We start from the raw sequence: 22,853 nt of genomic DNA on the forward strand, positions 1-22,853 counted from the left end.
TCGGGCGGGCGAAAGGCCCCTCAGCCGGCAAGCTGTGCACGATGGTCCCAATCGCGCCAATCGGCCCGCGCCAGCCATTGTTCCTGCGGCTGGCGTTCGGCAAGTTCGGGGGTGATCTCGACCTCGTCGAAGCCCACGCGGCGGGCCATGGCATATTGATCGGCGATCAGCTTGCCGGTGGCGCGCAGACGGCCCTCGAAGCCCAATGCGCGCAACCGGCGGGCCAGGGAAAAGCCGCGCCCGTCGCCGGTTGCCGGGAAATCGATAGCGATCACAGCAAGATGCAGGTGATCGACCAGCTCCTCGGGGGCGGTCTCGGGCGCCAGCGTGACCTCTGCCGCATCGCTCAGCGGGTGGAAGCCGTCGTCGCGGACGATGATCTGCTCGCTCATGCCGGAACCTTTCCGCGGACCATGCGCCCGCCAATGAAGTGAATGCCGCATTCGGTTTTTTCGCTGCCACGCCAACGTCCTGCGCGGGGATCTTCGCCTGGTTTCACAGGCGAGGTGCAAGGCGCGCAGCCGATCGAGGGATAGCCTTTCGCGACCAGCGGGTGACGCGGCAGGTTGTTCTCGATCATGTAGGTCTGCACATCCTCCATCCGCCAATGGGCCAGAGGGTTGACGCGCAGGCGCAGGGGCGGCTCGGGCTCGAAGAATTCCAGATCGGTCCGCTGCCCGCCCTGAAAGCGCTTGCGCCCGGTGATCCAGGCGTCAAAGCCCGAGAGCGCGTCCTCCAGCGGCACGGTCTTACGCAGGTCGCAGCAGGCATCCTGGTTGAACTGGTGCAGGGTGCCGTCGGGATCGAGCCGCGAAACCTGCGCCTCGTCGGCCCGGATCACCCGCACATCGGTCAGCCCCAGCCTGGCCGAAACTTCGCGCTGATATTCCAGCGTCTCGGGAAACAGCATCTGGGTATCGATGAACAGCACCGGCAATCCCGGCGCCACGACCGAAACCATGTGCAGCAACACGACCGACTCGGCCCCAAATGACGATACCAGCGCCACCTTGCCCAGATCGGGATCGGTGACGGCACGGCGCAGCACTTCGGTCGCTGCATGGTGCCGGTATCGCTCGTTGAGCCGCTCGGCCCGGATATCGAGCGATTGGTCAAGCATCTACCGTCTCCGGGTAAAGCGCAGCCTTGAAGGGCGCGGGGCCAAGACGGCGATAGGCGTCGATGAAGGGCTCAAGGGCGTCCTCGCGCAGTTCCAGATAGGCGCGCAGCAAGCGGTCGATGGCCGGAACCACCTCTTCGGCGGGGAAGCCCGCACCGGCGCGCTGGCCGATGGCCGGGATATCGTAGCCGTCGCCGCCAAGGGTGATCTGGTAATTCTCGACCCCTGCCCGGTCCAGGCCGAGAATGCCGATATGGCCCAGATGGTGATGGCCGCAGGCATTGATGCAGCCCGAGATGCGGATATTCAGCTTGCCGATCTCTTCCTCCAGCCCTTCGGCACGGAAATGCTCGGCGATCTCCTGCGCGATGGGGATCGAGCGGGCGGTGGCCAGCGTGCAGTAATCCATGCCGGGGCAAGCGATGATATCGCTGGTCAGCCCGGCATTGGCCGTGGCCAGCCCGGCCTCGCGCAGCGCGAGATAAAGCGCCGGCAGGTCGGATTTATGGACATGCGGCAACACCACGTTCTGATCGTGGCTGATGCGGATATCGGCATGGCCGTAACGCTCGGCCAGATCGGCCAGCAGCCGCATCTGCTCGGCCGAGGCATCGCCCGGAGTCGCCCCCGGCGCCTTGAAGGTCACGATGACGCTGGCATAGCCGTCGATCCGGTGCGGGTGAAGGTTGGTATCGGTCCAGCTGCGGAAAGCGGGATTCGCCTTGCGCTCGGCCTCGAACCCGTCCACCGGCGCGTTGCGGAACGCGGGCGGCGCGAAGCGTTCGCGGAAACCGGCCAGCGCCTCCTGATCGATACCGCGGAAATCGGCCCGGCGGAACCTGAACTCCTCCTCGACATCGGCCTTGAATACATCCAGCCCGCGCTCGGCGACGGTGATCTTGATGCGCGCCTTGTACTTGTTGTCGCGGCGGCCGGTCAGGTTATAGGCCGCGATGATCGCTTCCAGATAAGGCAGAAGATCCTCTTCCGGCAGAAAGTCGCGGATTACCTTGCCCAGCATCGGCGTGCGGCCCAGACCGCCGCCCACCCAGACCTCGAAACCCCGCAGGCCATCGCGCTCGACGATGCGCAGCCCGATATCATGGGCCGACACCAGCGCACGGTCGCGTGCACCGCCGGAGATGGCGATCTTGAACTTGCGCGGCAGGAACTGGAATTCGGCATGGTCGGTAGACCATTTCCGGATCAGTTCCGCATAGGGGCGCGGATCGGTGATCTCGTCCTGCGCGGCGCCCGCGAAAGCGTCGGTCGTGGTATTGCGGATCGTATTGCCCGAAGTCTGGATGGAATGCAGGTTCACCGAGGCCAGATGCTCCAGCATATCGGGGATTTCCACCAGCTTGGGCCAGTTGAACTGGATATTGGTGCGGGTCGTCCAGTGGCCGTAGCCCTTGTCGTAATGCTCGGCCAGATAGGCCAGCATCCGCATCTGGTCGGGGCTGAGCGTCCCATAGGGAATGGCGATCCGCAGCATATAGGCGTGCAATTGCAGGTAGACGCCATTCATCAGCCGCAGCGGCCGGAATTCGTCTTCGGTCAGGCTGCCATCCAGACGGCGGGCAACCTGCGCGCGGAACTGCGAGACGCGGTGGCGGACATATTCAGCATCGGAAGGACGTGCATCAAACATTGGCTGCCTCGGATTGCTTGGTGGCCTGAATGCCGTGGAAATAATTGGAGGGGCCGGTCTGGCGGAAGGCCTCGCGGAAATGGGTCGGCTCGGGGCCGTTCGGGCCGCGCCGGGCCTCGACCATGTAGGGGCCGACCACAAGATCGGACTGGCCGATGGCTTTCAACAGCGCCAATTCGGCGATGGCCTCGTCCTCGAACAGGGTCGCCTGCGCGGGATCGGCGGTCCAGCCATCCTCGCACATCCAGACGTTATGGCCTTCGCGCAGATCGTTCGCGGTGATGACGCCGGGCTTTGCTGCCGTCGGGGTGAAGGCTTTGCTCATCTTTCGGACCTTTCCGTTGGTGCCCTCAATATAGAATTTTGTTCTGGATCTTTGCGATAGGGTCGGAAAAATAAGGATGAACGGTTCGGAGGACTGACCATGGCGGAAAAAACGTCGCATGACGCAAGCGCAGCGCAAACAACCGTCCGCCTTGACGAGGTGGATCGCAAAATCCTTTCCCTGCTGCAGAGGGATGCCAGCCTGTCGCTGGACCAGATCGCCGACCGCGTGGGCGCCTCCAAGACCCCGGTCTGGAACCGCATCCGCAAGCTGCGCGAGGCCGGGGTGATCCGCCGGCAGGTGGCGATACTGGACCCGGAGGCACTGGGGCTGGAGGCCTGTTTCTTCGTGCTGATCCGCACCAGCGAACATGACAAGGAATGGGCGGCCCGCTTCCTGCAGGCGCTGCGCGAGCGGCCCGAGGTGATCGAGGCGCACCGGCTGGCGGGGGATATCGACTATATCCTGAAGGTGCAGGTCAGGAACGCGCGGGCCTATGACCGCTTTTACCAGTCGCTGATCGGCGACGTGAAAATCCACAACGTGACCGCCTTGCTGTCGATGGAGGAAATCAAATCCACCAGCGCGCTGCCGATCCCCGAGATCGGACGCTGACCAGCCCTCTTGCCCAGCAGGTCGGGCGGGGTTCAGCAGCAGCCTTTCCCGCCCTGCATCGGCGGACAGGGAATGCTGGCATAGGAGCAATAGACACAACAATCACCGGCCAGCGGCGTCAGAACGGCATGGCAGGATTTGCATTCATAGAACCATTGGCAGGCATCCACCGGCATGGTCTCGGTTTCACGATGGCCGCATTGCGGGCAGGTGATGGTGCTGATCAGGATGGGGGAATGCATGGTCGTCGATTCCTGAAAACTACCGTCCGGCCCCGGCAAGGTATTATGGCTCCGCGGGCGGCCAAAGTGGCAAGGAACATCTGTTCACATGCCCGCGATATGGCCGCGGCCATGGAATGTTCACCCCTTTGCAGGGACGCGGCCAGTCTCCGGTACGGCCGGGTTCTGCCCGGTGCGCCTTCGACACTTGCTTCCGGGCAGGAATGCCCTAGCCTGCCACGAAACCGAAAGGAGGGCAGCATGGCCGACAGCTACGTGATCTGGCACAATCCGAAATGCTCGACCTCGCGCTTCGTGCTGAACGCCCTGCGCGAAGCCGGGATCGAGCCGGTCGTGCGCGACTATCTGAAACAGCCGCCATCGCCGCAGGAACTGCGCGAGGTGCTGGCGTCGATGGCCATCGGGGCGCGACAGCTGTTGCGGCAGAAGAATACACCTTACCACGAGCTTGGACTGGACGATCCCGAATTGCCCGAGGATGCGCTGATCGCGGCGATGGCCGGGCATCCGATGCTGATCGAACGCCCCGTCGTCCTTGGCCCAAAGGGCGCGGTGCTGTGCCGCCCCAAGGAAACCGTATTCGAGTTGATCTGAACAATCATGCCGCAACCAGCAGAACGCCACCCGCCGCTGGCCGATCTCATGGCCGCGCTGTCCGATATCCGCGCCGCGCCGAGGGACGGGGCGCCGATCCGTTATCTGTGCAAACGCCCGGATTTCGGACAGCGCGAATTCACCGACCGGCTGACCATGACCGTCGCACAGGGGATTCCCGGCGAGCGCTGGCTGAGGCATCCATGGCTGCGCCTGCCCGATGGCCGGCCCGATCCGGCGATCCAGGTGTCGATCCTGCCATCCCGCGTCTGCGATCTGGTCTGGCAACCGGGCGACGCCTCGCCGCATCCGGGCGATCCCATCGTCGCCGATCTGGAGACCAGCCTGGACAACCTGCCTGCCGGCAGCCTGATCCAGGCCGGCAGCGCGGTGCTGGAGGTTTCTTCCGTTTTCAACACCGCCTGCGTGAAATGGCGGGTGCGTTACGGAGAGGACGCTTTCCGCTGGATCAACATGGACGACCATCCCCGGCTTCGCCTGCGCGGCATTCTGTGCGCGGTCAAAAGGGACGGCGTGGTGACCAGCGAAGATCGGTTGAAAATCCTGCGTCGTGGCGGCGAAACCGATCCCAGCTCCGCCGCAAGCGTTTGAGCGAGGCCCCCGGGGCATTGCCGGGGGCCTGCCGCATCAGTCGGCAGCGGCGTAAAGCGCCGCGACACCCGGCAGGTCCTTGCCCTCCATCCATTCGAGGAAGGCCCCCCCGGCAGTCGAGATGAAGGTGAAATCCCCCGCCACCCCGGCCTTGTTCAGCGCCGCCACGGTATCGCCACCACCGGCGACCGAGATCAGCCTGCCGTCACGCGTGGCCTCTGCGGCAGCCTGTGCCGCCGCGTTGGTTGCATGGTCGAAAGGCTCGATCTCGAAGGCGCCGAGCGGACCGTTCCAGATCAGGGTCCGGCAATTCGCGAAAACCTCGCGGATCGCGGTCACAGTATCCGGTCCGGCATCCAGGATCATCGCATCCGGCGGGCATTGATCGACCGGCAGGATCTCGCTCTCGGCCCCCGCCCTGAACTCGTGGGCCACGACGATATCGACCGGCAGGTGAATGGTGCAGCCGCCCGCCCCGGCCTTTTCGATGATCGCGCGGGCGGTATCAGTCATGTCGCGCTCGGCCAGCGACTTGCCGACCTCGACACCTTTCGCGACCAGGAAGGTATTCGCCATCCCGCCGCCGATGATCAGGTGATCCACCTTTTCGATCAGGTTCGTCAGCAGGTCCAGCTTGGTCGAGACCTTGGCCCCGCCGACCACCGCCGCAACCGGGCGCTGCGGATTGCCAAGCGCCGCGTCCAGCGCCTTCAGCTCGGCCTCCATCAACCGCCCTGCCCCGGCATCCAGCAGCCGCGCGATCCCCTCGGTCGAGGCATGGGCACGATGCGCCGCCGAGAAAGCGTCGTTGATATAGGCCCCGCCCAATGCGGCCAGCGAGGCGGCGAAGATATGGTCGTTCTTCTCCTCCCCCTCGTGGAAGCGGGTGTTTTCCAGCAAGGCGACATCGCCGGATTCCAGCGCGGCGACCACGCGCTTGGCCGGCCCACCGATGCAGTCATCGGCAAAAGCCACTTTCTGGCCCAAGGCCGCCTCCAGCGCCGGCACGACCTGCTTGAGGCTCATGCTGTCGACGCGTTTGCCCTTGGGGCGGTCGAAATGGGCCAGCAATACCGGGATGCCGCCCTTGGCCTGCACGTCCTTCACCGTGGGCACGATCTTGTCGATGCGGGTGGTGTCGGTGACCCGGCCCTGATCGACCGGCACGTTCAGGTCCACACGGATGAGAACGGCCTTCCCGGCCAGATCCATGTCGTCGATGGTTTTGAAATCGGCCATATCGCGTCCCTTTTCGCAGGCTGTGAGGCGTCACAGGGCTTCTCCCGCATGATGGCGGTGGCGTCAACTGCCGCAAGGTCTGACGGGATTGTCAGCGATTGCCGCGTTGCCCTTGGCGCGACATCCGCCTAGACCTTGGGACAGACAGGCAAAGGAGGGCCTTATGGCCGATATCAAGGATCCCGAGAACACCATCATCATCGAACTGAAGGACGGCCCCGTCGTGGTCGAGCTTCTTCCCGATGTCGCGCCGAAACATGCCGAGCGCATGAAGGAACTCGCGCGGGCGGGCAAATACGACAACGTGGCCTTCCACCGTGTCATCGACGGTTTCATGGCCCAGACAGGCGACGTGGCCCATGCGAACATGGAAAGCGGCTGGAATCCCGGACGCGCCGGAACCGGCGGCTCGGACCTGCCCGACCTGCCGGCGGAGTTTTCGAAACTGCCGCATGACCGCGGCACGCTCGGGGCGGCACGCTCGGCCAATCCCAACAGCGCCAACAGCCAGTTCTTCATCAATTTCAGCGACAACCATTTCCTGAACGGCCAGTATACCGTCTATGGCCGGGTGATTTCAGGGATGGAGCATGTCGACAGGATCACCCGTGGCGAGCCGCCCGCGCAGCCCGACCGGATGATCTCGGTGAAGGTGGCCGCCGATGCGTAAGGCCGTCCTGCTTTCCACCGCCCTGACACTCGCCGCGGGTGCCGCGCTGGCCGAAGGGCTGCCCGGCGTCAGCGACGGCCCCGGCCCCAACATGGTGATCGAGGTCGCCTCGGCCGACGGCACCCCAAAGGGCAAGATCACGCTGGATCTCTATGAGGACAAGGCACCCAAGCATGTCGCGCGGCTGGTCGAACTGACCGAGTCCGGCGCCTATGACGGCATCGTGTTCCACCGCGTCATCGACGGCTTCATGGCGCAGACCGGCGATGTCGAACACGGCAAGCAGGACGGCGACACTTCAAGGGCGGGCATGGGCGGCTCGGATCTGCCGGATCTCGAAGCGGAGTTCAGCGACGTATCCTTTCAGCAAGGCACGGTCGGCATGGCGCGTGCGCAGGATCCGAACAGCGCCAACAGCCAGTTCTTCATCGACCTCGCCCCGGCAACCTTCCTTGACGGGGAATATACCGTGGTCGGACAACTGGTCGATGGCTGGGATGTTCTGAACAGCGTCAAGAAGGGCAATCCCGACGCCAATGGCGCGGTCGAGGAGCCCGATTACATGGCCAAGGTCACGATCGAGAAATAAGCCGGGCCATTTTCACGAAAATCACGCAAAGGGGGCCTCGCGCCCCCTTTTCGCACTTGCAGCAAACCGATCCGCAAGCCTATCCTCCGCTTTCATGGATATGCGGAACGCCAACCTCCTGACCCAAATCGCGCCATCGGCAAAGATCGATCGCGCGACTCATGGCTGGCGTGCGAAATGCCTGCAGCGCCTGATCAGGATGGAGCTGCCGGTGCCGGTCAGCTTCGCCTTGCCAAGCGCGACGGTTCAGGCCATCGCCATGGGGCAGGATATCGACCTGCATGCGCTGAACGAACTGTTTTCCATGGGCGACGGGCTGGTCAGCGTGCGCCCCTCGGCCATGAACCCGGAATGGGGCGGACCCGGAACCGTCCTGAATGTCGGCATCAATGACGCAAGCCATGCCCGGCTGTCCGAAAGGATCGGGCGGGAAAATGCCGATGCGATCTACCTGTCCTTCGTGCAGGGCTACGCCATCCACATCGCCCGGCTGGATCCCGACATGTTCGCGCAGGAAGGCAAGGATGCGCTGGCCAGCGCGCTGCGAATCTATCGTGACGAGATGGACGAACCCTTCCCCCAGAATCCCGAGCGGCAATTGGCGGGGGTTCTGCGCTCGATGGCGCGGGCATGGGAGGGGCCGACCGCGCGCCTCTTGCGGCAGGCCAAGGGAGCGCCCGCCGAGGCGCCGCTCGGGCTGGTGGTCCAGCAGATGCGGCTCGCTCTGGGGCCGGGGCTCTGCGGCTCGGGTACGATCCAGTTTATCGATCCGGTCACCGGCCAGTCGCGCGTCACCGGCCGTTTTCGCGGCCAGCGGCATGGCGAGGCGGTGGGCGTGGGCGCCGAAACGCTTTTCCTGACCCGCGACGAGCGCGGCTCGTCGCTGGAGGATGTCGCGCCCGAGATCTTCGCCGACCTGGTGCGTTTCGGCGTCGCCGCGCGCGAAAGGCTGCGCGAGGAAATGCAGATCGAATTCATGGTCACCGATGGCGACATCTCGATCATCGACGCGGTCAAGGTGCAGCGCAGTTCACGCGCCGGGGTAAGGGTTGCGGTGGCGCTGGCCCGGGATGGCATCATCTCGCCCGAGGAGGCGGTCATGCGGGTCGAGCCGCGCGCCTTGATCGACCTGCTGCACCACCAGGTCGATCCGCGCGGCAAGCGTGACGTGATCACCAGCGGCATCAATGCCAGCCCGGGGGCCGCAACGGGCAAGATCGTGTTCTCCGCCGCCGCCGCCCAGGCTTCGGCTGCCCGTGGCGAGGCCTGCATCCTGGTCCGGCGCGAAACCCTGCCCGACGATATCCGCGGCATGCATGCATCTGTCGGCGTCCTGACCGAGCGCGGCGGGATGAGCAGCCATGCGGCGGTGATCGCGCGCGGGCTGGGCCTGCCCTGCATCGTCGGCGCCTCGGATATCAGCATCGACCTGCGCAGCCGAAGCCTGCTCGCCGGAAAGCGCAGTCTCAGGGAAGGCGACGAGATCACCATCGACGGCACCGCGGGCCAGGTGCTTGCTGGCGCCGCCGATATGCTGGAGCCAGCGCTGGACGATGCGTTCAACCAGCTTCTGGAATGGGCCGACGAGATCAGCCGGATGGATGTGCGCGCCAATGCCGATACGCCCGAGGAGGCCCGCACCGCCCGCAATTTCAACGCCCGCGGCATCGGGTTGTGCCGGACCGAGCATATGTTCTTCGACACCGATCGCCTGCCCGCCATGCGCGAGATGATCTTTGCCAACAGCCCCGAGGACCGCAAGCTGGCGCTGGATCGCATACTGCCCATGCAGCGCAGGGACTTCATCGACCTGTTCGAGATCATGGCCGGATTGCCGGTGACGATCCGCCTGTTCGACCCGCCGTTGCATGAATTCCTGCCCCATGATCGCGCCGGGCTGCGCGAACTGGCCGAATCGCTTGATCTGCCCTTGTCCGATGTCACCAGGCGGGTCGATGCGCTGACCGAGTTCAACCCGATGCTGGGGATGCGGGGGGTCCGCCTCGGGATCGCGGTTCCCGAAATCTACGAGATGCAGGCGCGCGCGATCTTCGAGGCGACCGTCGAATCCAGCCGCAAGGGCAAGCCGGTGGTTCCCGAGATCATGATCCCGCTGGTATCGGCCATGCGCGAGGTCGAATTGGTGCAGAACCGCATCGGAGCGGTCGCCGAGGCCGTGCGCAACGACCGGCGCATGAATTTCACCTACCGGCTTGGCGTCATGGTCGAAACCCCCCGCGCGGCATTGCGGTCGGGCGATATTGCCACCCATTGCGCCTTTCTGTCGTTCGGAACCAACGACCTGACGCAGATGACCTATGGCCTGTCCCGCGACGATGCGGGCCGCTTCATGGGCACCTATGTCCAACAGGGCGTCTATGCCGAGGATCCGTTTCATATACTGGACCAGGAAGGGGTCGGGGAATTGCTGTTGATCGGTGCCGAGCGCGCCCGCAGCCAGCGCCCCGAGATCACCATCGCGGTCTGTGGAGAACATGGCGGCAATCCCGAATCGATCGCTTTCTGTCACCAAGCGGGCTTCGATTATATCTCCTGTTCGCCCTTCCGCGTGCCAATCGCCCGTCTCGCCGCAGCGCAGGCTTCGATTCGCCTGCCTTCGGAGTGACCCAACCGGGGTGATTCGGCCACGATCAGCTGATTCCGGCGCACGCATCACCCCGAAATAGTTCCGATTCGGCCATATTTTGTCGAAAAATTGCCGATTCTCGCCGTTTTCGCCATTGCGCTCGGCAAAACCTCGCCCATTCCGCGCCACAGCACGGGATATTCCGCGTTAACTACGATGTGATGTGGAACTGTCAAGGGCCAAATGACTAATCAATTTCTGATTTTGGCGGCCATCTGCTCGCGGTTGCCATGCCCTCCCCCGCCTGCCGGGTAAATTAGAAAACCAGGACTACCCATGCCAAAGCTGCTTCAACGGCTTATGCAGGTTTGTGTTGCTGTCGCGCTGCCTGCTGCCCCGATTGCTGCATCCGAAGGAAACCGCACGCTGTTCACGACTGATGTGCAGCCCTACGGAAGTATCGCGCTGCCGATGGAAATGCCGCGCCCCAAGCCACTTCTTTATGCTGGAATCGAACCCGCTTCACTTAACGGCGGGCCGGACGCGGTCTATCTGACTCACTCGACGCCCCGCTATACGGCGACCGAATTGCAATGTCTGGCCGAGGCCCTGTATTTCGAAGCCCGCGGCGAAAGCCGCGAGGGTCAGGCCGCCGTGGCGGAAGTGATCCTGAACCGGGTCGAAAGCAGCGCCTTTCCCTCGACCGTCTGCGATGTGGTCAACCAGCCCATGCAGTTCAGCTATACGATCGGTGGACGCAAGACGATCCGCAACAAGAGCGCCTATCAGCGTGTCCTTGCGGTAGCCAAGGAATCGCTGCTCGGTGCGCCTCGGGTCCTGACCAGTGGCGCCACCTATTTCCATACGCCCTCGGTGCGTCCGGCATGGTCCTATCGCTTCCAGCGCACGACACGGATCGGGCAACATATCTTCTACAGCGCACAGCGCAGGCTCGCATCCAACTGATCCACGCCCGACTCGGTCAGGATTAGCTTGCGCAGGCGCAGGATTTGCGGTGAATGACGGTTATGGAAACTCCTGACCGCATCCACCTGCGCGACCATGTGGTCGCGGCCGATATCGGCGCCTTCCAGTCGGAACGGGGCAACCCGCAACGGCTACGCTTCAACCTGACGGTCGAGCTGCATGACCAGCCCACCGGTCGCGACGACCAGGTGGACAGCGTTTTGTCCTATGACGTGCTGACCCGGGCGGTTTCGGTCGCGCTGGCCGATCAACGCTACAACCTGGTCGAAACACTGGCAGAAAAGATCGCCTCCGAAGTGCTCGCCCATCCCGCCGCCGCCCGGATAGAGGTCTGCGTCGAAAAGCTGGACCGGGGGCCGGGCGCATTGGGGATCACCATCAGCCGCAATGCCGGGCTGGTTGCCGCCGAAAAACCGAAACCGCCCGTGACGGTGCTGCTGTGGACCGCTCCGGCCGCGATCCCCGGCGGAGCGGTCGTCATCGTTCCCGACGCCCCCCGGCTGCCGCTACCCGAAGGCGGCGATTCCCGGCGCATTGCGCTGCTTGCGCTGGATCAGGCGGCATGGGCACTGGCGGGCAAGCTGGGGCTGGAAGTGGTCGAAAGCCGGACCGAGATGGATGACGCGATCATCTCGGGCCGTCCGGTGGTCTGGGCGCCGACGCGACTGGCTGTCGATATGGACGGCACCGATGCCGATCCTCTGGTTCTGACGGGCTGGCTCGCCGAAAGGCTCGGGGCAGGCAATATCGAAATCGCCCTGCCCGACGATGCCCCCCTGCCCGATGCCCCGCAGGATTGCCGTGCCCGAATCTCGCGCGCGGCAGGGCCGGAAAGCTGATATTGCCCGCGATGACCGATACCCTCCGTAATTATTATCGCCCCATCCCCCTGCCCTCTGGCGGCCGCTGGCAATTGGCTGGCGGTTGGACCGGCTTCTCTCAGGCCGAGTTGCTCAGGCGCGGACATCCCCCGCAGATTTGCGACCGGATCCCCCCGGATATCCTGCGACGCCTGACCGGGCCGCGCCCGCCGCTGATGGGACTTGCATTCGACCGCCCACGCCTGATGGGCATCATCAACGCGACGCCCGACAGTTTCTCGGATGGCGGCAGCTATGACCCGGTTGGACAGGGAGAAGCGCTGATCGAGGCGGGGGCGGATATCCTGGATATCGGCGGAGAATCGACCCGCCCCGGCGCTAGGGAAATCCCGGAAGCCGAGGAAATCGCCCGCATCGATCCCGCCATCCGGGCGCTGGCCGGGCGTATCCCGCTGTCAGTCGATACCCGCAAGGCCGCGGTGGCAAGGGCCGCCCTGAAGGCCGGAGCGGTCATGGTCAATGACGTCTCGGGATTCGATTTCGACCCGGAACTGCCGCAAACCGTCGCCGATGCCTCGGTGCCCGTCTGCCTGATGCATGCGCAGGGCAAGCCCGAAACCATGCAGGACGATCCGCGTTATGACGACGTGTTGCTGGACGTTTACGACGCGCTCGAGGCGCGGGTGGCACGGGCCGAGGCGGCGGGCATTCCGCGCTCGCGGATCTTCATCGATCCGGGAATCGGCTTTGGCAAGACGCAGGACCACAACCTGGCCCTGCTGAGACGGATTTCCCTGTATCACGGGCTGGGCTGCCCGATCCTTCTGGGCCTGTCGCGCAAGCGGTTCATCGGCACGATCGGCGGCGCGGAACGCCCGGCGGACCGCATGCCCGGAACGCTGGCCCTGACCCTGGCCGCGCTGATGCAGGGGGTTCAGCTGCACCGTGTCCATGACGTCGCCGAAATTGCGCAGGGCATTCGACTGTGGCAAGCGGTGGCGCAAAAGGATGAGGCAGGAACATGAGCGATAAACTTTTCGGAACCGATGGCGTGCGCGGACGCGCCAACAGCCACCCCATGACCGCCGAGATGGCGCTGCGGCTTGGCGCGGCGGCGGGGCGCTTCTTTCGCCGCGACCAGCGCAACAGGCATCGCGTCGTGATCGGCAAGGACACCCGGCTCTCGGGCTACATGCTGGAGAACGCCCTGACTGCCGGGCTGACCTCGACCGGCATGAACGTGCTGCTGCTGGGGCCCGTGCCGACGCCGGCGGTGGGCTATCTGACCCGCTCGATGCGGGCCGATCTGGGGATCATGATATCGGCCAGCCACAATCCGGCAGAGGATAACGGCATCAAGTTCTTTGGGCCGGATGGCTTCAAGCTGTCCGACGAGGCCGAGGCCGAGATCGAAAAAATCGTCGCAGGCGAGATCGCCCCCGCACAGCCGGGCAATATCGGCCGCGCCAAGCGCATCGATGACGGTCGCGGGCGGTATGTGGAATACGCCAAGACGACTTTCCCGGGAGGCCAGCGGCTGAACGGGTTCAGGGTGGTGATCGACTGTGCCCATGGCGCGGCCTATCGCGCCGCCCCCGAAGTCCTGTGGGAACTGGGCGCCGACGTGATCCCGCTTGGCGTCGAGCCGAACGGTTTCAACATCAATGACGGCGTCGGCAGCACCCACCCCGAAGCCTGCGCCGAGGCGGTGATCCGGCATGGCGCACATCTGGGCATCACGCTGGATGGCGATGCCGACCGGGTCCAGATCATCGACGAAAATGGCAAGCTGGCCGACGGCGATCAGATCATGGCGCTGCTGGCATCCCGTTGGGCAGCGCAGGGAAAGCTGCGGGGCGATGCGCTGGTCGCCACAGTGATGTCCAACCTGGGGCTGGAGCATTTTCTTGAAAGGCATGGGCTTCGGCTTGAACGAACCCGGGTCGGCGACCGCTATGTCGTCGAACGGATGCGCGAGGCGGGCTATAACCTCGGGGGCGAGCAATCGGGCCATATCGTGATGACCGATTACGCGACCACCGGGGACGGGCTGATCGCGGGGTTGCAATTCCTGGCGGCAATGGCCGATAGCGGCGATCCGGCCAGCCGGCTGGTGTCGCAATTCGAACCGGTGCCGCAACTGTTGAAGAATGTGCGCTATACGGCGGGCAGCGACCCGCTGGCACTCGCCGAGGTGCAATCGGTCATCACCGCCGCCGAAGCCCGCTTGGGCGGCACAGGACGCGTGCTGATCCGCAAATCCGGGACCGAACCGCTGATCCGGGTCATGGCCGAGGCGCAGGACGAAACGTTGTTGCACGAGGTCGTGGACGGGATCGTTGCCGCGGTCGAAAAAGCGGCGTGATCCGGGGTTCGCGCTTTTGCGTCCCGCGATGGCCGGGGTTCCACCCCGGACCCCGAGGTATTTGGACAAAGAAGAAGAGCGCTACGGCGTCACCGCGACCGGGTCGTAATCATAGAGCCAGTCGAACCGGCCAAGCAATCGTCCCGGCGCGAAGCGGCTGGCAAGGCGCAGCGCCGTATGTGCCGCAAAACGGAGCGGGCCCGTCAGGTGATAATTGCGGGCATTCGCATTGGCCGCGGCCACGATGCGTGCGGCTCTTGGTCGGCGGAGGGCCTCGAAGCGGGCCAGTGCGGATGACTGGTCGGGCTGGCTGGCGAGGCAGGCAGCGAGGATCCATGCATCCTCGATCGCCATCGCCGCGCCCTGGGCCATGAAGGGCAAGGTGGGATGGGCGGCATCCCCGATCAGGACCATGCGGCCATCCTGCCAGCATCCGGCGAGTTCATGGCGGAACAGCCCCCAGATATGGGTTTCCGTGACCGCATCGAGCCATTCCGGAACCGGCCCGCCGAAAGCGGCAAAGGCCGCGCGGAGATTGGCGGGATCATCCGGCTGTGACCAGCCTTCCTCTTGCCATTCATGGCGTTCCTGCACGGCCACGAGGTTGCGCAATCCCCCGGCCAGCGGATAGCTGACGAGATGACGGCCAGGCCCCATGAAGACCTGTGCTTCGGGCGTGGCCTCGGTATGATCCGGGATCACCGCGCGCCATGCCGTCTGATGCGTGAAAAAGGGCACTTCCCGGCCGTTCAGCGCTATGCGGATCATGCTGCGCAACCCATCCGCGCCGATGACCAGCGTATCCCCGGGCGGCTTCTCGACCATCCGGTTCAGCCGAATCTCCGCCCCGGCGGCCCTGGCCGCTTCGGCAAGCAGCTCGATCAAGCGCGCCCGGTGGATCAGGCAGAAATCATCATCGGGCCGATGGCGAAGCAGGTCGAGCGTGGCGACCGGTGCCCCGCCCGTCTCCCGCAGCCGCACGGCCCGGCTGCGCAGGGAGATCCGGCGCAGTTCCACGCTCAGCCCCAGGGCGTCAATCACCCGTATCGCATTGGGCGACAGTTGCAGCCCTGCCCCGGCCTCGCGAATGGCGGTCGCGCGCTCCAGAACGGTGACCCGCGCACCTCTTTGAGCCAGGGCGATGGCGGCGGTCAGGCCGGCGACACCCGCACCGACGATGGTGGCGGAACGCCCCTTCAGCGCGGTGCTCATGCCGAATGTTCGGCCGCGGTGATTCGGCGGAACTGGTTGAGCGCATCATCGTCCAGGCCGGCGGCACGCAGTACCTCGGCCGCGAATGTAACCGGGGCGGTGCCGGAGGCGGTGATGATCCCGTCATCGGCGACGGCATGCGCGACATCCTGATAATCATCCGCCGCCGCGTAATCGGGCAGCCAGTGGCGCAGGAAATCCAGCCCGTTCGAGGTATGGCGCCGTCCATCCAGCAGCCCCGTCCGCGCCAATGCCAGTGTCGCCCCACAGATTGCCGCGACGGTCTGGCCCCGGCTATGCGCGTCACGCAGCATCCCGTCCAGATCCGGTGCGTCCTCGCCGGTCCAGCCATCGCTGCCGCAAAGCACGATCACCTCGTCGCCCTGCAACCGGATATCCGGCAGGTCGGTCACGCGCAGCCCGCCCATCGAGATCACCTCCCCGCCACCGGGTGTCGCGTGGCGGGTCTGCAGGCCATAAAAATCCCCGCCGATACCGGAGATCAGCGGGGTTTCCCAATCGGCGAACCCATCGATCAGCACGATCAGAGCGGGTTTCAATACGGTCTTGTCCATCTGCACCCTCCTTGTTGAATGACAGGGGGCAGCCTCGCGCGCCCCGGTCAGTCGTCGCGATGCACACGTTCGCGCCGCTCATGGCGTTCCTGCGCCTCGAGCGTCATGGTGGCAATCGGACGCGCATCCAGCCGCTTGAGGCTGATCGGCTCGCCCGTCATCTCGCAATAACCGTATTCGCCCGTTTCGATCCGGCGCAGCGCGGCGTCGATCTTGCTGACCAGCTTGCGCTGGCGGTCACGGGTGCGCAGCTCCAGCGCACGATCGGTTTCCTCGCTGGCGCGATCCGCCAGATCCGGCACGCTGCGGGCACTGTATTGCAACCCTTCAAGCGTTTCGGCCGACTGATCCAGCAATTCCTGCTTCCAAGCCTCCAATTTCCGGCGGAAATATTCGAGTTGCCGGTCATTCATGAATGGTTCGTCTTCTGCGGGGTGATAATCCTGGGGAAGGAAGGTCTGGGCTTTCATAGGTCCTCCGGCGGCGCCGGGCGGAACAGGAATCCGGCACCTTGGGCGCCCCATTACCGGATGGTGCGGAGCTTGTCACTAGCTCAATATCCGGTATTTGACCGAATGAACAAATCGAAACACGGGTCCACACACCAATAACGGGAAGCCGGACATGGTTTTCGCTGAAAAGGAGAAGCTGATGCAGTTCACCGGGACCGAGCGCTATGTCGCACCGCCCGAGCTGGCGATCGCCGTCAATGCCGCCGTCACGCTGGAACGCCCGTTGCTGGTCAAGGGCGAACCCGGCACCGGCAAGACCGAGCTGGCCCGGCAGGTGGCTGAGGGCATGGGCCTTCCCATCATCGAATGGCATGTGAAATCGACGACCAAGGCCCAGCAGGGCCTGTATGAATACGACGCGGTCAGCCGTCTGCGCGACAGCCAGCTTGGGGATGAGCGGGTCCATGACGTCGGCAATTACATTCGCAAGGGCAAATTGTGGCAGGCTTTCGAAGCCGGGCGGAAAACCGTCCTGCTGATCGACGAGATCGACAAGGCCGATATCGAGTTCCCGAACGACCTGCTGCAGGAACTCGACCGGATGGAATTCCATGTCTACGAGACCGGCGAGACGATCCGCGCCAGCCACCGGCCGGTCGTGATCATCACCTCGAACAACGAAAAGGAACTGCCCGACGCATTCCTGCGGCGCTGCTTCTTTCATTACATCCGCTTTCCCGACGCGGAAACGCTGCGTGCAATCGTCGATGTTCATTATCCGGGGCTGAAGCCGCGCTTGCTGGAGGAGACGCTGAACCAGTTCTTCGAACTGCGCGAAACGCCGGGGCTGAAGAAGAAGCCTTCGACCAGCGAACTTCTGGACTGGCTCAAGCTGATCCTCGCCGAGGATTTGTCTCCCGAGGATCTCAGGCGCGATGCCACGGAGATGCTGCCCAGATTGCACGGGGCGCTGCTCAAGAACGAACAGGATGTTGCGCTGTTCGAAAAGCTGGCATTCATGGCACGGCGGCAAAGATAGTCGTCGCGACAACGGCCCCATGCTCACATGCCGTTGAACCCGCCGCTTTTTCACGGCTAGAAATGGCACATGACCCAAGCATAGGATCCGTGATGCATTTACCCATTCTCAAGGCCCGTGATCCCGGGCAGCCGCACCGGGCCGCGACCCAGCTTGAACTTCTGTTCGATCTTGTCAGCGTCATTGCCATCGCCTCGGTCACCGCAGAGTTGCACCACGCCATCAGCAGCAATCACGGCGCCGAGATATTCCCGCGCTTTGCCTTCCTGTTCATGGCGATCTGGTGGTCGTGGATGAATTTCACCTGGTTCGCCAGCGCCTTCGACAATGACGGCCCGGTCTACCGGGTTCTGGTCATGGTGATCATGGGCGGCCAGCTGCTATTCGCCGGCGGGGTCGAGCATATCGTCGAAACACTGGATTTCCGTTGGGGACTGCTCGGCTGGATCGTCATGCGGCTTGGCATGATCGCCCTGTGGCTGCAGGCCTCGCGCAATGACGCATACCGCACCACCGCGTTGCGCTATGCCATCGGCATCGCCTTCGCGCAGCTTTGCTGGATCGCCATGTATTTCATGACCCGCGGCAATACGGCGGCGTTCTTTACCGTCGGCATTCTCGTCTTCATCGTCGAGCTGCTGGTTCCGGCCATCGCCGAGAAGGCGCGCAACACGCCCTTTCATCGCCACCACATGATCGAGCGCTATGGTCTGCTGACGATCATTTCCCTGGGAGAGATCGTATTGGCCATCTCACTGGGGTTCGCCGCGCTCTTCGGAGAGGACGCGCTGGCTGCCCCCGCGATCACCGCCATTGCCGCGCTGGTGATCGTCTTTGCCGCCTTCTGGATCTATTTCGCCGAGGAGAATCACCTGCCCGACACGGCTCTGGGAACGGCACTGAGCTGGGGATACGGACATGTCCTCGTCTTCGGGGCGCTGGCCGTCATGGGTGCGGGTGTCGCCGCCGAGGTCGATCTGGCCGCACATGCATCGCATGGCTCGACCCAGGAAAGCATCGCCAAATGGCTCGGCGTGCCGCTGGCGGTGTTCTGGCTGACCCTGGCCGTGATCCGCGACCGGCATTTCCGGCTTGGCCGGCGCGCTTTCGCATTGCCGGCCATGGCGGTGCTGGTCCTGCTTGCGGCATGGTTCGGCGCACCGACCACGGTCTTTGCATTGCTGTCGGTCATCGCGGTTCTGTGGCGGGTGCCGATGCGCGTGGAATAGATCACGCCGGACGGAGGATCAGACTGACAAGGCGAAAACGGCAAGCATCGCGGTCTCGGTCAGCACCGAGGCAGTGCCCAGCACATCACCGGTATGTCCACCCAGCCAGACCCGAGCCTGCCAGATCGTGAAACCGGTGGCCGCCAGCCCCGCCAACAGGGCAAGAAACACGCCATCCCCGGCGACCGGCAACAGGCAAAGGATCGCGATCAGCGAGGCCATTACGACATTGCGCGCGCCGGGCGTGCCCGCCGCGCGGCCAAGCCCGTCCGGGCGGGCGGGCAGCATCGCCCCCAGGGTCAGCACGGTCGATGTGCGGCCACAGGCCGCGGCGGCAACAAGGTGCCACGGTCCCAGCACGCTGATCGCCGCCACGCGTATCAGGCTGGTCAGGATCAGGGCGACCACCCCGAAACTTCCGATCGCCGGATCGCGCATGATCCGCAGCCGCTCCTCCCTGTCGCGCCCGCCCGCCGCATCGATGAAATCGGCCAGGGCATCTTCATGCAGCGCACCGGTGAACCAGACCGCAAGCGCAAGCGACAGGGCCGCGTGCAGCAGGGCCGGTCCGGGCAACAGGAACGGCAGCGAGGCCACGGCCCCGACCACGGCTCCGACCAGCGGAAAAGCCCAGCTGCTTGCCGCCAGCGGCAGCACGCGCGCCGGCAACAACCGTTCCAGCGGCATGCGCGTCAGAAAAACCATTGCCAGAACGAACTGATACCACCTAACCAATTCCCGCCTCCGCGAAGGTTGCCATGCCATTATGGCATTCGATCGCCGCACGCAGCAACATGAGCGCGACCGCCGCGCCAGAGCCCTCTCCAAGGCGCATATCCAGGGACAATACCGGCCTCTTGCCAAGGGCGGCAACAAGGCGGCGATGCCCCGGCTCGGCGCTTTCATGGCCGATCAGGCAGTGGCTCAGCGCCTGCGGGTCGTCGCGGATGAGAACCGAGGCCGCCGCCGTGCAGATGAACCCGTCCAGGATCACCGGCAGTCCCAACTCCCGCGCGCGCAGCACCGCACCGCAGATCGCGGCCTGCTCGCGCCCGCCGAAGGCCGCGAGGGTCTCGCACGCCGTGGCTGGCCGATGCCGGGCAAGCCCCGCTTCCACGGCCCGCAGTTTCCGGGACAGAATGTCGCCCTCCGCGCCGGTGCCCGGCCCGACCCAGTCCTCTGCGCCTCCGCCGAAGGTCGAGGCCGCCAATGCCGCCGCAACGGTGGAATTGCCGATCCCCATCTCGCCCAGCAGCAGGATATCGGCATGCGCATCGACCGCGCCTGCGCCCTGAGTCATGGCATCCTCGACCTCGGCAGGCTCCATCGCCGGGCCTTGCGTGAAATCACGGGTCGGCCGGTCCAGATCCAGCGGCAGGACGGACAGGCCGGCCCCCGCCACCCGGCAAAGCTGGTTGATCGCCGCACCGCCGGCACGGAAATTGCGCACCATCAACTCGGTCACTTCGGTGGGAAACGGGTTCACGCCCTGCGCGACAATGCCGTGATTGCCCGCGAAAACCACCGCCTGCGCACGCTCCAGCCGGGGCCGTTCGCGCCCTTGCCACCCGGCCATGAACACCGCAAGCTCCTCCAGCCGCCCGAGGGAACCGGGCGGCTTTGTCAGGTTGTTCTGACGATCACGCGCGGCATTCGCGGCCTGCTCGTCAAAAGAGCGCATCGATCTCCTCCCTCGCCGGTTTCAGCCGCAGGGGCTGGCCGCTGACCGACATCCAGACCTCGTCCGCGATCCCGGCCACCGCCTGATTCATCCAGCCGTGACGGTCCCGGAAACGGCGCGCCATTTCGTTCCCCGGCACGATTCCCTGCCCCAGTTCATTGGTTACCAGCACTACAGGCATCCTTTGCTGACGCAAGGTCAGGACGAGCCCCTCGACATCGGCGGAATCCATGCAGTTGGCCAGCCATAGTGTGAGGCAATCAACCAGCCTCACCCCCCGGCCATCGGTTTCCCGCAAGGCCCGATCCAGCGCCACCGGCTCTTCCACCGTTATCCAGCTTTCCCCGCGACGTGATTGATGTTGCGCGATTCTTTCTGACATCTCGCTATCACGGGACTCTGCCGTGGCGATATAAATCCTGGGCAGGCCATGGCGCGCGACCAGCCGTTCGGCCAAGGCCGATTTGCCCGACCGCGCCCCGCCGGTAACCAGCGTGATATACCTGTTTTCAGTCATTGCGGCCTCTTTTCCACAAGTGTGGTTAACAGAAAAGCGACAATTCAACTTTACGCCAATCGCCGTTGGTCTAGTTTCCTCTTATTCCGGTGCGGAGGCACCGACATCCAACAAGGAGGAACGCTATGACAAAGCTGTTCACAACCACCGCGCTCGTGGCCGCCATGGCTCTGCCCGCCCATGCCGCCCAGCCCGCCGAAGGTGAAAAGCTGGCCGAAGACCAGTCGCTGAGCTTCTGGATCCTCGACGCGATCAAATCCGCCGATCCGCAACTGACATCGTCGCGGACCGATTCGGACATGATCCGTCAGCTTTTCGAAGGGCTGATGAACGAGGACGAGACCGGCGCCATGATCCCCGGCGTCGCCGAAAGCCACGAGGTCAGCGAGGATGGCCTGACCTATACCTTCCATCTGCGCGACGCGAAATGGTCCAACGGCGACCCGGTCACCGCGGGCGATTTCGTCTACGCCTGGCAGCGCGCCGTGAATCCCGAGACAGCCTCGGAATACGCATGGTTCATGGAGCTGATGAACATCGTCAATGCCACCGAGATCGTCAAGGGAGAGAAGGCCCCCGAAGAGCTGGGCGTGAAGGCCGTCGATGACAGGACGCTGGAAGTCACGCTGACCAAGCCGACTCCGTATTTCCTCAAGACATTGTCGCATTCCACGACCTTCCCCACCCCGCAGAAAGTGATCGAGGAGCATGGCGACAGCTGGACTCAGGCCGGCAAGATGGTCGGCAACGGCGCCTATGTGCTGAAAAGCCACGATCTCGGCGTCGAGGCGGTGCTGGTCAAGAACGACGAATACTGGGATGCCGAAAATACCATCATCGACGAGGTCAAATTCGTCACCGTCAACGACCAGAATATCGGCCTGACCCGGACGCTCGCGGGCGAGATCGACTGGATGAACCAGCTTCCCGCCGGGCAGTTCCCGCGCCTGAAGGAAGAACATGGCGACGCGGTCGTGGCCCCGCCCTGGGCCTGTTCCTATGCCTATATCTTCAACCTGTCGGACAAGGGACCGGAAGCGCTGAAGGATCTGCGGGTGCGTCAGGCGCTGTCCTATGCGATCGACCGCGACATCATCGTGGACAAGATCCTGCAGGGCGGCCAGGAACCGGCCTATTTCTGGACCCATTGGGCCATCGAGGGCTTTGAATCCCCCGAGATCGAAATGGCCGGCTGGACACAGCAGGAACGGCTGGAAAAGGCCAAGGCCCTGCTGGCCGAGGCAGGTTACGGCCCGGACAATCCGCTGCAGCTGACGATCCAGTATAACACCTCGGAGGACCACAAGAAGCTGGCCATCGCGGTGCAGCAGTTCTGGAAGGCCATCGGCGTGAACGTGACGCTGAACAATTACGAATGGAAGGTTCATATCGACCGCCTGAACAACCAGGATTTCGAGGTCGCCCGCTATGCATGGTGCGGCGATTACAACGAGGCCACCACCTTCCTCGATTACTTCCGCACCGAAGGATACAATCAGGGCAAATGGTCCAACGCGGAATTCGACAAGCTGCTTGCCGATTCCGCGACCTCGGAAAATCCTGCCGAGCTTTACAAGCAGGCCGAGCAGATCCTGATCGGCGACATGGCCCTTGCCCCCGTCTATCACTACTCGCAGCCTCAATATATCGAGCCGAGCTTGCGCGGCGCGCCGCTCGAGAACGTGATGATGAGCTGGTACGCCAAGGACATGTATCGCGTGGCGGAATAAG

General features: G+C 64.2%; 25 protein-coding genes. 13 read left to right on the forward strand and 12 right to left on the reverse strand.

Annotated elements, in window-relative coordinates; translation table 11 throughout:
• Positions 1 to 20: 20 nt before the first annotated feature.
• The 4 genes from C9E81_RS05110 to C9E81_RS05125 are packed head-to-tail and all read right to left on the reverse strand — an operon-like array spanning position 21 to position 3,096.
• Entirely contained in the window at positions 21 to 392 is a 372-nt protein-coding gene (locus C9E81_RS05110) for a DUF934 domain-containing protein (RefSeq protein WP_122111253.1), read from the reverse strand.
• Positions 389 to 1,120: a phosphoadenylyl-sulfate reductase gene (locus tag C9E81_RS05115; protein WP_122111254.1), complete on the reverse strand. Its 732-nt coding sequence runs from the start codon at positions 1,118 to 1,120 to the stop codon at positions 389 to 391. The genes C9E81_RS05110 and C9E81_RS05115 overlap by 4 nt, the downstream gene beginning before the upstream one ends.
• Positions 1,113 to 2,771, reverse strand: coding sequence for a nitrite/sulfite reductase (locus C9E81_RS05120; protein WP_122111255.1), 1,659 nt, complete (start codon positions 2,769 to 2,771; stop codon positions 1,113 to 1,115). Before C9E81_RS05120 ends, C9E81_RS05115 begins: the two co-directional genes overlap by 8 nt.
• Positions 2,764 to 3,096, reverse strand: coding sequence for a DUF2849 domain-containing protein (locus tag C9E81_RS05125; protein ID WP_122111256.1), 333 nt, complete (start codon positions 3,094 to 3,096; stop codon positions 2,764 to 2,766). Before C9E81_RS05125 ends, C9E81_RS05120 begins: the two co-directional genes overlap by 8 nt.
• Positions 3,097 to 3,195: 99 nt before the next feature.
• Between C9E81_RS05125 and C9E81_RS05130 the strand changes: the two genes are divergently transcribed.
• Positions 3,196 to 3,711 (forward strand): Lrp/AsnC family transcriptional regulator, encoded by a 516-nt coding sequence (locus C9E81_RS05130; protein ID WP_122111257.1) that lies wholly within the window; start codon positions 3,196 to 3,198, stop codon positions 3,709 to 3,711.
• 32 nt (positions 3,712 to 3,743) lie between these two features.
• Here the strand turns inward: C9E81_RS05130 and C9E81_RS05135 are convergent, their stop codons facing one another.
• The gene (locus C9E81_RS05135; protein WP_122111258.1) at positions 3,744 to 3,953 is read right to left on the reverse strand and encodes a GDCCVxC domain-containing (seleno)protein; all 210 of its coding nucleotides are present in this window, start codon (positions 3,951 to 3,953) and stop codon (positions 3,744 to 3,746) included.
• A 240-nt stretch (positions 3,954 to 4,193) separates the two neighbouring features.
• Between C9E81_RS05135 and arsC the strand changes: the two genes are divergently transcribed.
• Both arsC and C9E81_RS05145 read left to right on the forward strand, forming a co-directional pair.
• Entirely contained in the window at positions 4,194 to 4,547 is a 354-nt protein-coding gene (arsC, locus tag C9E81_RS05140) for an arsenate reductase (glutaredoxin) (protein WP_122111259.1), read from the forward strand.
• A gap of 6 nt (positions 4,548 to 4,553) precedes the next feature.
• A complete protein-coding gene (locus C9E81_RS05145) occupies positions 4,554 to 5,159 on the forward strand; it encodes a hypothetical protein (RefSeq protein ID WP_122111260.1) in 606 nt (201 codons plus the stop codon).
• A 36-nt stretch (positions 5,160 to 5,195) separates the two neighbouring features.
• Here C9E81_RS05145 and C9E81_RS05150 read toward each other — a convergent pair whose 3' ends face one another.
• Positions 5,196 to 6,398 carry a phosphoglycerate kinase gene (locus C9E81_RS05150; RefSeq protein ID WP_122111261.1) on the reverse strand — a complete coding sequence of 401 codons (1,203 nt, stop codon included), beginning with the start codon at positions 6,396 to 6,398 and terminating at the stop codon, positions 5,196 to 5,198.
• A 163-nt stretch (positions 6,399 to 6,561) separates the two neighbouring features.
• On the opposite strand from C9E81_RS05150, the gene C9E81_RS05155 reads away from it, so the two are divergent.
• The 7 genes from C9E81_RS05155 to glmM all read left to right on the forward strand — a co-directional run bounded on the left by C9E81_RS05155 (position 6,562) and on the right by glmM (position 14,417).
• Positions 6,562 to 7,068, forward strand: a complete 507-nt coding sequence (locus tag C9E81_RS05155) for a peptidylprolyl isomerase (RefSeq protein ID WP_122111262.1) — start codon at positions 6,562 to 6,564, stop codon at positions 7,066 to 7,068.
• A complete protein-coding gene (locus C9E81_RS05160; protein ID WP_122111263.1) occupies positions 7,061 to 7,657 on the forward strand; it encodes a peptidylprolyl isomerase in 597 nt (198 codons plus the stop codon). The genes C9E81_RS05155 and C9E81_RS05160 overlap by 8 nt, the downstream gene beginning before the upstream one ends.
• A gap of 100 nt (positions 7,658 to 7,757) precedes the next feature.
• Entirely contained in the window at positions 7,758 to 10,283 is a 2,526-nt protein-coding gene (locus C9E81_RS05165; RefSeq protein ID WP_425010625.1) for a putative PEP-binding protein, read from the forward strand.
• A gap of 297 nt (positions 10,284 to 10,580) precedes the next feature.
• On the forward strand, positions 10,581 to 11,210 hold the full coding sequence (locus tag C9E81_RS05170; protein ID WP_243698519.1) for a cell wall hydrolase: 630 nt from the start codon (positions 10,581 to 10,583) through the stop codon (positions 11,208 to 11,210).
• Between the two features lie 53 nt (positions 11,211 to 11,263).
• Positions 11,264 to 12,070, forward strand: a complete 807-nt coding sequence (locus tag C9E81_RS05175; RefSeq protein ID WP_243698520.1) for a dihydroneopterin aldolase — start codon at positions 11,264 to 11,266, stop codon at positions 12,068 to 12,070.
• Between the two features lie 11 nt (positions 12,071 to 12,081).
• Positions 12,082 to 13,077, forward strand: a complete 996-nt coding sequence (gene folP, locus C9E81_RS05180) for a dihydropteroate synthase (RefSeq protein WP_122111802.1) — start codon at positions 12,082 to 12,084, stop codon at positions 13,075 to 13,077.
• Positions 13,074 to 14,417 (forward strand): phosphoglucosamine mutase, encoded by a 1,344-nt coding sequence (glmM, locus tag C9E81_RS05185; protein WP_122111266.1) that lies wholly within the window; start codon positions 13,074 to 13,076, stop codon positions 14,415 to 14,417. Before folP ends, glmM begins: the two co-directional genes overlap by 4 nt.
• A gap of 81 nt (positions 14,418 to 14,498) precedes the next feature.
• Here glmM and C9E81_RS05190 read toward each other — a convergent pair whose 3' ends face one another.
• The 3 genes from C9E81_RS05190 to dksA are packed head-to-tail and all read right to left on the reverse strand — an operon-like array spanning position 14,499 to position 16,674.
• Complete coding sequence (locus C9E81_RS05190) at positions 14,499 to 15,629, reverse strand: FAD-dependent oxidoreductase (RefSeq protein WP_122111267.1); 1,131 nt, start codon at positions 15,627 to 15,629, stop codon at positions 14,499 to 14,501.
• Entirely contained in the window at positions 15,626 to 16,204 is a 579-nt protein-coding gene (locus C9E81_RS05195) for a DJ-1/PfpI family protein (RefSeq protein ID WP_122111268.1), read from the reverse strand. The genes C9E81_RS05190 and C9E81_RS05195 overlap by 4 nt, the downstream gene beginning before the upstream one ends.
• A 47-nt stretch (positions 16,205 to 16,251) precedes the next feature.
• Positions 16,252 to 16,674 (reverse strand): RNA polymerase-binding protein DksA, encoded by a 423-nt coding sequence (gene dksA, locus C9E81_RS05200; RefSeq protein ID WP_122111269.1) that lies wholly within the window; start codon positions 16,672 to 16,674, stop codon positions 16,252 to 16,254.
• A gap of 181 nt (positions 16,675 to 16,855) precedes the next feature.
• Between dksA and C9E81_RS05205 the strand changes: the two genes are divergently transcribed.
• The gene (locus tag C9E81_RS05205) at positions 16,856 to 17,695 is read left to right on the forward strand and encodes an AAA family ATPase (RefSeq protein WP_122111803.1); all 840 of its coding nucleotides are present in this window, start codon (positions 16,856 to 16,858) and stop codon (positions 17,693 to 17,695) included.
• 92 nt (positions 17,696 to 17,787) lie between these two features.
• A complete protein-coding gene (locus C9E81_RS05210) occupies positions 17,788 to 18,924 on the forward strand; it encodes a low temperature requirement protein A (RefSeq protein ID WP_166461824.1) in 1,137 nt (378 codons plus the stop codon).
• Positions 18,925 to 18,942: 18 nt separating this feature from the next.
• Here the strand turns inward: C9E81_RS05210 and C9E81_RS05215 are convergent, their stop codons facing one another.
• Genes C9E81_RS05215 through cobU form a run of 3 tightly spaced genes read right to left on the reverse strand, consistent with a single transcriptional unit; the run spans position 18,943 to position 21,122 of the window.
• Positions 18,943 to 19,659 (reverse strand): adenosylcobinamide-GDP ribazoletransferase, encoded by a 717-nt coding sequence (locus tag C9E81_RS05215; protein ID WP_243698521.1) that lies wholly within the window; start codon positions 19,657 to 19,659, stop codon positions 18,943 to 18,945.
• Entirely contained in the window at positions 19,652 to 20,605 is a 954-nt protein-coding gene (cobT, locus tag C9E81_RS05220; RefSeq protein ID WP_122111272.1) for a nicotinate-nucleotide--dimethylbenzimidazole phosphoribosyltransferase, read from the reverse strand. Before cobT ends, C9E81_RS05215 begins: the two co-directional genes overlap by 8 nt.
• Positions 20,592 to 21,122, reverse strand: a complete 531-nt coding sequence (cobU, locus tag C9E81_RS05225) for a bifunctional adenosylcobinamide kinase/adenosylcobinamide-phosphate guanylyltransferase (protein ID WP_122111273.1) — start codon at positions 21,120 to 21,122, stop codon at positions 20,592 to 20,594. The genes cobT and cobU overlap by 14 nt, the downstream gene beginning before the upstream one ends.
• 125 nt (positions 21,123 to 21,247) lie before the next feature.
• On the opposite strand from cobU, the gene C9E81_RS05230 reads away from it, so the two are divergent.
• Positions 21,248 to 22,852: a peptide ABC transporter substrate-binding protein gene (locus C9E81_RS05230; RefSeq protein WP_122111274.1), complete on the forward strand. Its 1,605-nt coding sequence runs from the start codon at positions 21,248 to 21,250 to the stop codon at positions 22,850 to 22,852.
• The last annotated feature ends 1 nt before the right edge of the window (position 22,853 follow it).

Source organism: Paracoccus alkanivorans, assembly GCF_003697785.1.
Classification (GTDB): domain Bacteria; phylum Pseudomonadota; class Alphaproteobacteria; order Rhodobacterales; family Rhodobacteraceae; genus Paracoccus; species Paracoccus alkanivorans.

Coding starts and splice junctions, on each gene's coding strand:
- folP (WP_122111802.1), top strand. CDS start 12,082: ATGACCGATACCCTCCGTAATTATTATCGCCCCATCCCCCTGCCCTCT.
- C9E81_RS05130 (WP_122111257.1), top strand. CDS start 3,196: ATGGCGGAAAAAACGTCGCATGACGCAAGCGCAGCGCAAACAACCGTC.
- C9E81_RS05155 (WP_122111262.1), top strand. CDS start 6,562: ATGGCCGATATCAAGGATCCCGAGAACACCATCATCATCGAACTGAAG.
- C9E81_RS05150 (WP_122111261.1), bottom strand. CDS start 6,398: ATGGCCGATTTCAAAACCATCGACGACATGGATCTGGCCGGGAAGGCC.
- C9E81_RS05145 (WP_122111260.1), top strand. CDS start 4,554: ATGCCGCAACCAGCAGAACGCCACCCGCCGCTGGCCGATCTCATGGCC.
- C9E81_RS05125 (WP_122111256.1), bottom strand. CDS start 3,096: ATGAGCAAAGCCTTCACCCCGACGGCAGCAAAGCCCGGCGTCATCACC.
- C9E81_RS05120 (WP_122111255.1), bottom strand. CDS start 2,771: ATGTTTGATGCACGTCCTTCCGATGCTGAATATGTCCGCCACCGCGTC.
- C9E81_RS05230 (WP_122111274.1), top strand. CDS start 21,248: ATGACAAAGCTGTTCACAACCACCGCGCTCGTGGCCGCCATGGCTCTG.
- C9E81_RS05210 (WP_166461824.1), top strand. CDS start 17,788: ATGCATTTACCCATTCTCAAGGCCCGTGATCCCGGGCAGCCGCACCGG.
- glmM (WP_122111266.1), top strand. CDS start 13,074: ATGAGCGATAAACTTTTCGGAACCGATGGCGTGCGCGGACGCGCCAAC.
- C9E81_RS05175 (WP_243698520.1), top strand. CDS start 11,264: ATGACGGTTATGGAAACTCCTGACCGCATCCACCTGCGCGACCATGTG.
- C9E81_RS05170 (WP_243698519.1), top strand. CDS start 10,581: ATGCCAAAGCTGCTTCAACGGCTTATGCAGGTTTGTGTTGCTGTCGCG.
- C9E81_RS05190 (WP_122111267.1), bottom strand. CDS start 15,629: ATGAGCACCGCGCTGAAGGGGCGTTCCGCCACCATCGTCGGTGCGGGT.
- arsC (WP_122111259.1), top strand. CDS start 4,194: ATGGCCGACAGCTACGTGATCTGGCACAATCCGAAATGCTCGACCTCG.
- cobU (WP_122111273.1), bottom strand. CDS start 21,122: ATGACTGAAAACAGGTATATCACGCTGGTTACCGGCGGGGCGCGGTCG.
- C9E81_RS05165 (WP_425010625.1), top strand. CDS start 7,758: ATGCGGAACGCCAACCTCCTGACCCAAATCGCGCCATCGGCAAAGATC.
- C9E81_RS05205 (WP_122111803.1), top strand. CDS start 16,856: ATGCAGTTCACCGGGACCGAGCGCTATGTCGCACCGCCCGAGCTGGCG.
- C9E81_RS05195 (WP_122111268.1), bottom strand. CDS start 16,204: ATGGACAAGACCGTATTGAAACCCGCTCTGATCGTGCTGATCGATGGG.
- C9E81_RS05110 (WP_122111253.1), bottom strand. CDS start 392: ATGAGCGAGCAGATCATCGTCCGCGACGACGGCTTCCACCCGCTGAGC.
- C9E81_RS05115 (WP_122111254.1), bottom strand. CDS start 1,120: ATGCTTGACCAATCGCTCGATATCCGGGCCGAGCGGCTCAACGAGCGA.
- C9E81_RS05135 (WP_122111258.1), bottom strand. CDS start 3,953: ATGCATTCCCCCATCCTGATCAGCACCATCACCTGCCCGCAATGCGGC.
- C9E81_RS05160 (WP_122111263.1), top strand. CDS start 7,061: ATGCGTAAGGCCGTCCTGCTTTCCACCGCCCTGACACTCGCCGCGGGT.
- cobT (WP_122111272.1), bottom strand. CDS start 20,605: ATGCGCTCTTTTGACGAGCAGGCCGCGAATGCCGCGCGTGATCGTCAG.
- dksA (WP_122111269.1), bottom strand. CDS start 16,674: ATGAAAGCCCAGACCTTCCTTCCCCAGGATTATCACCCCGCAGAAGAC.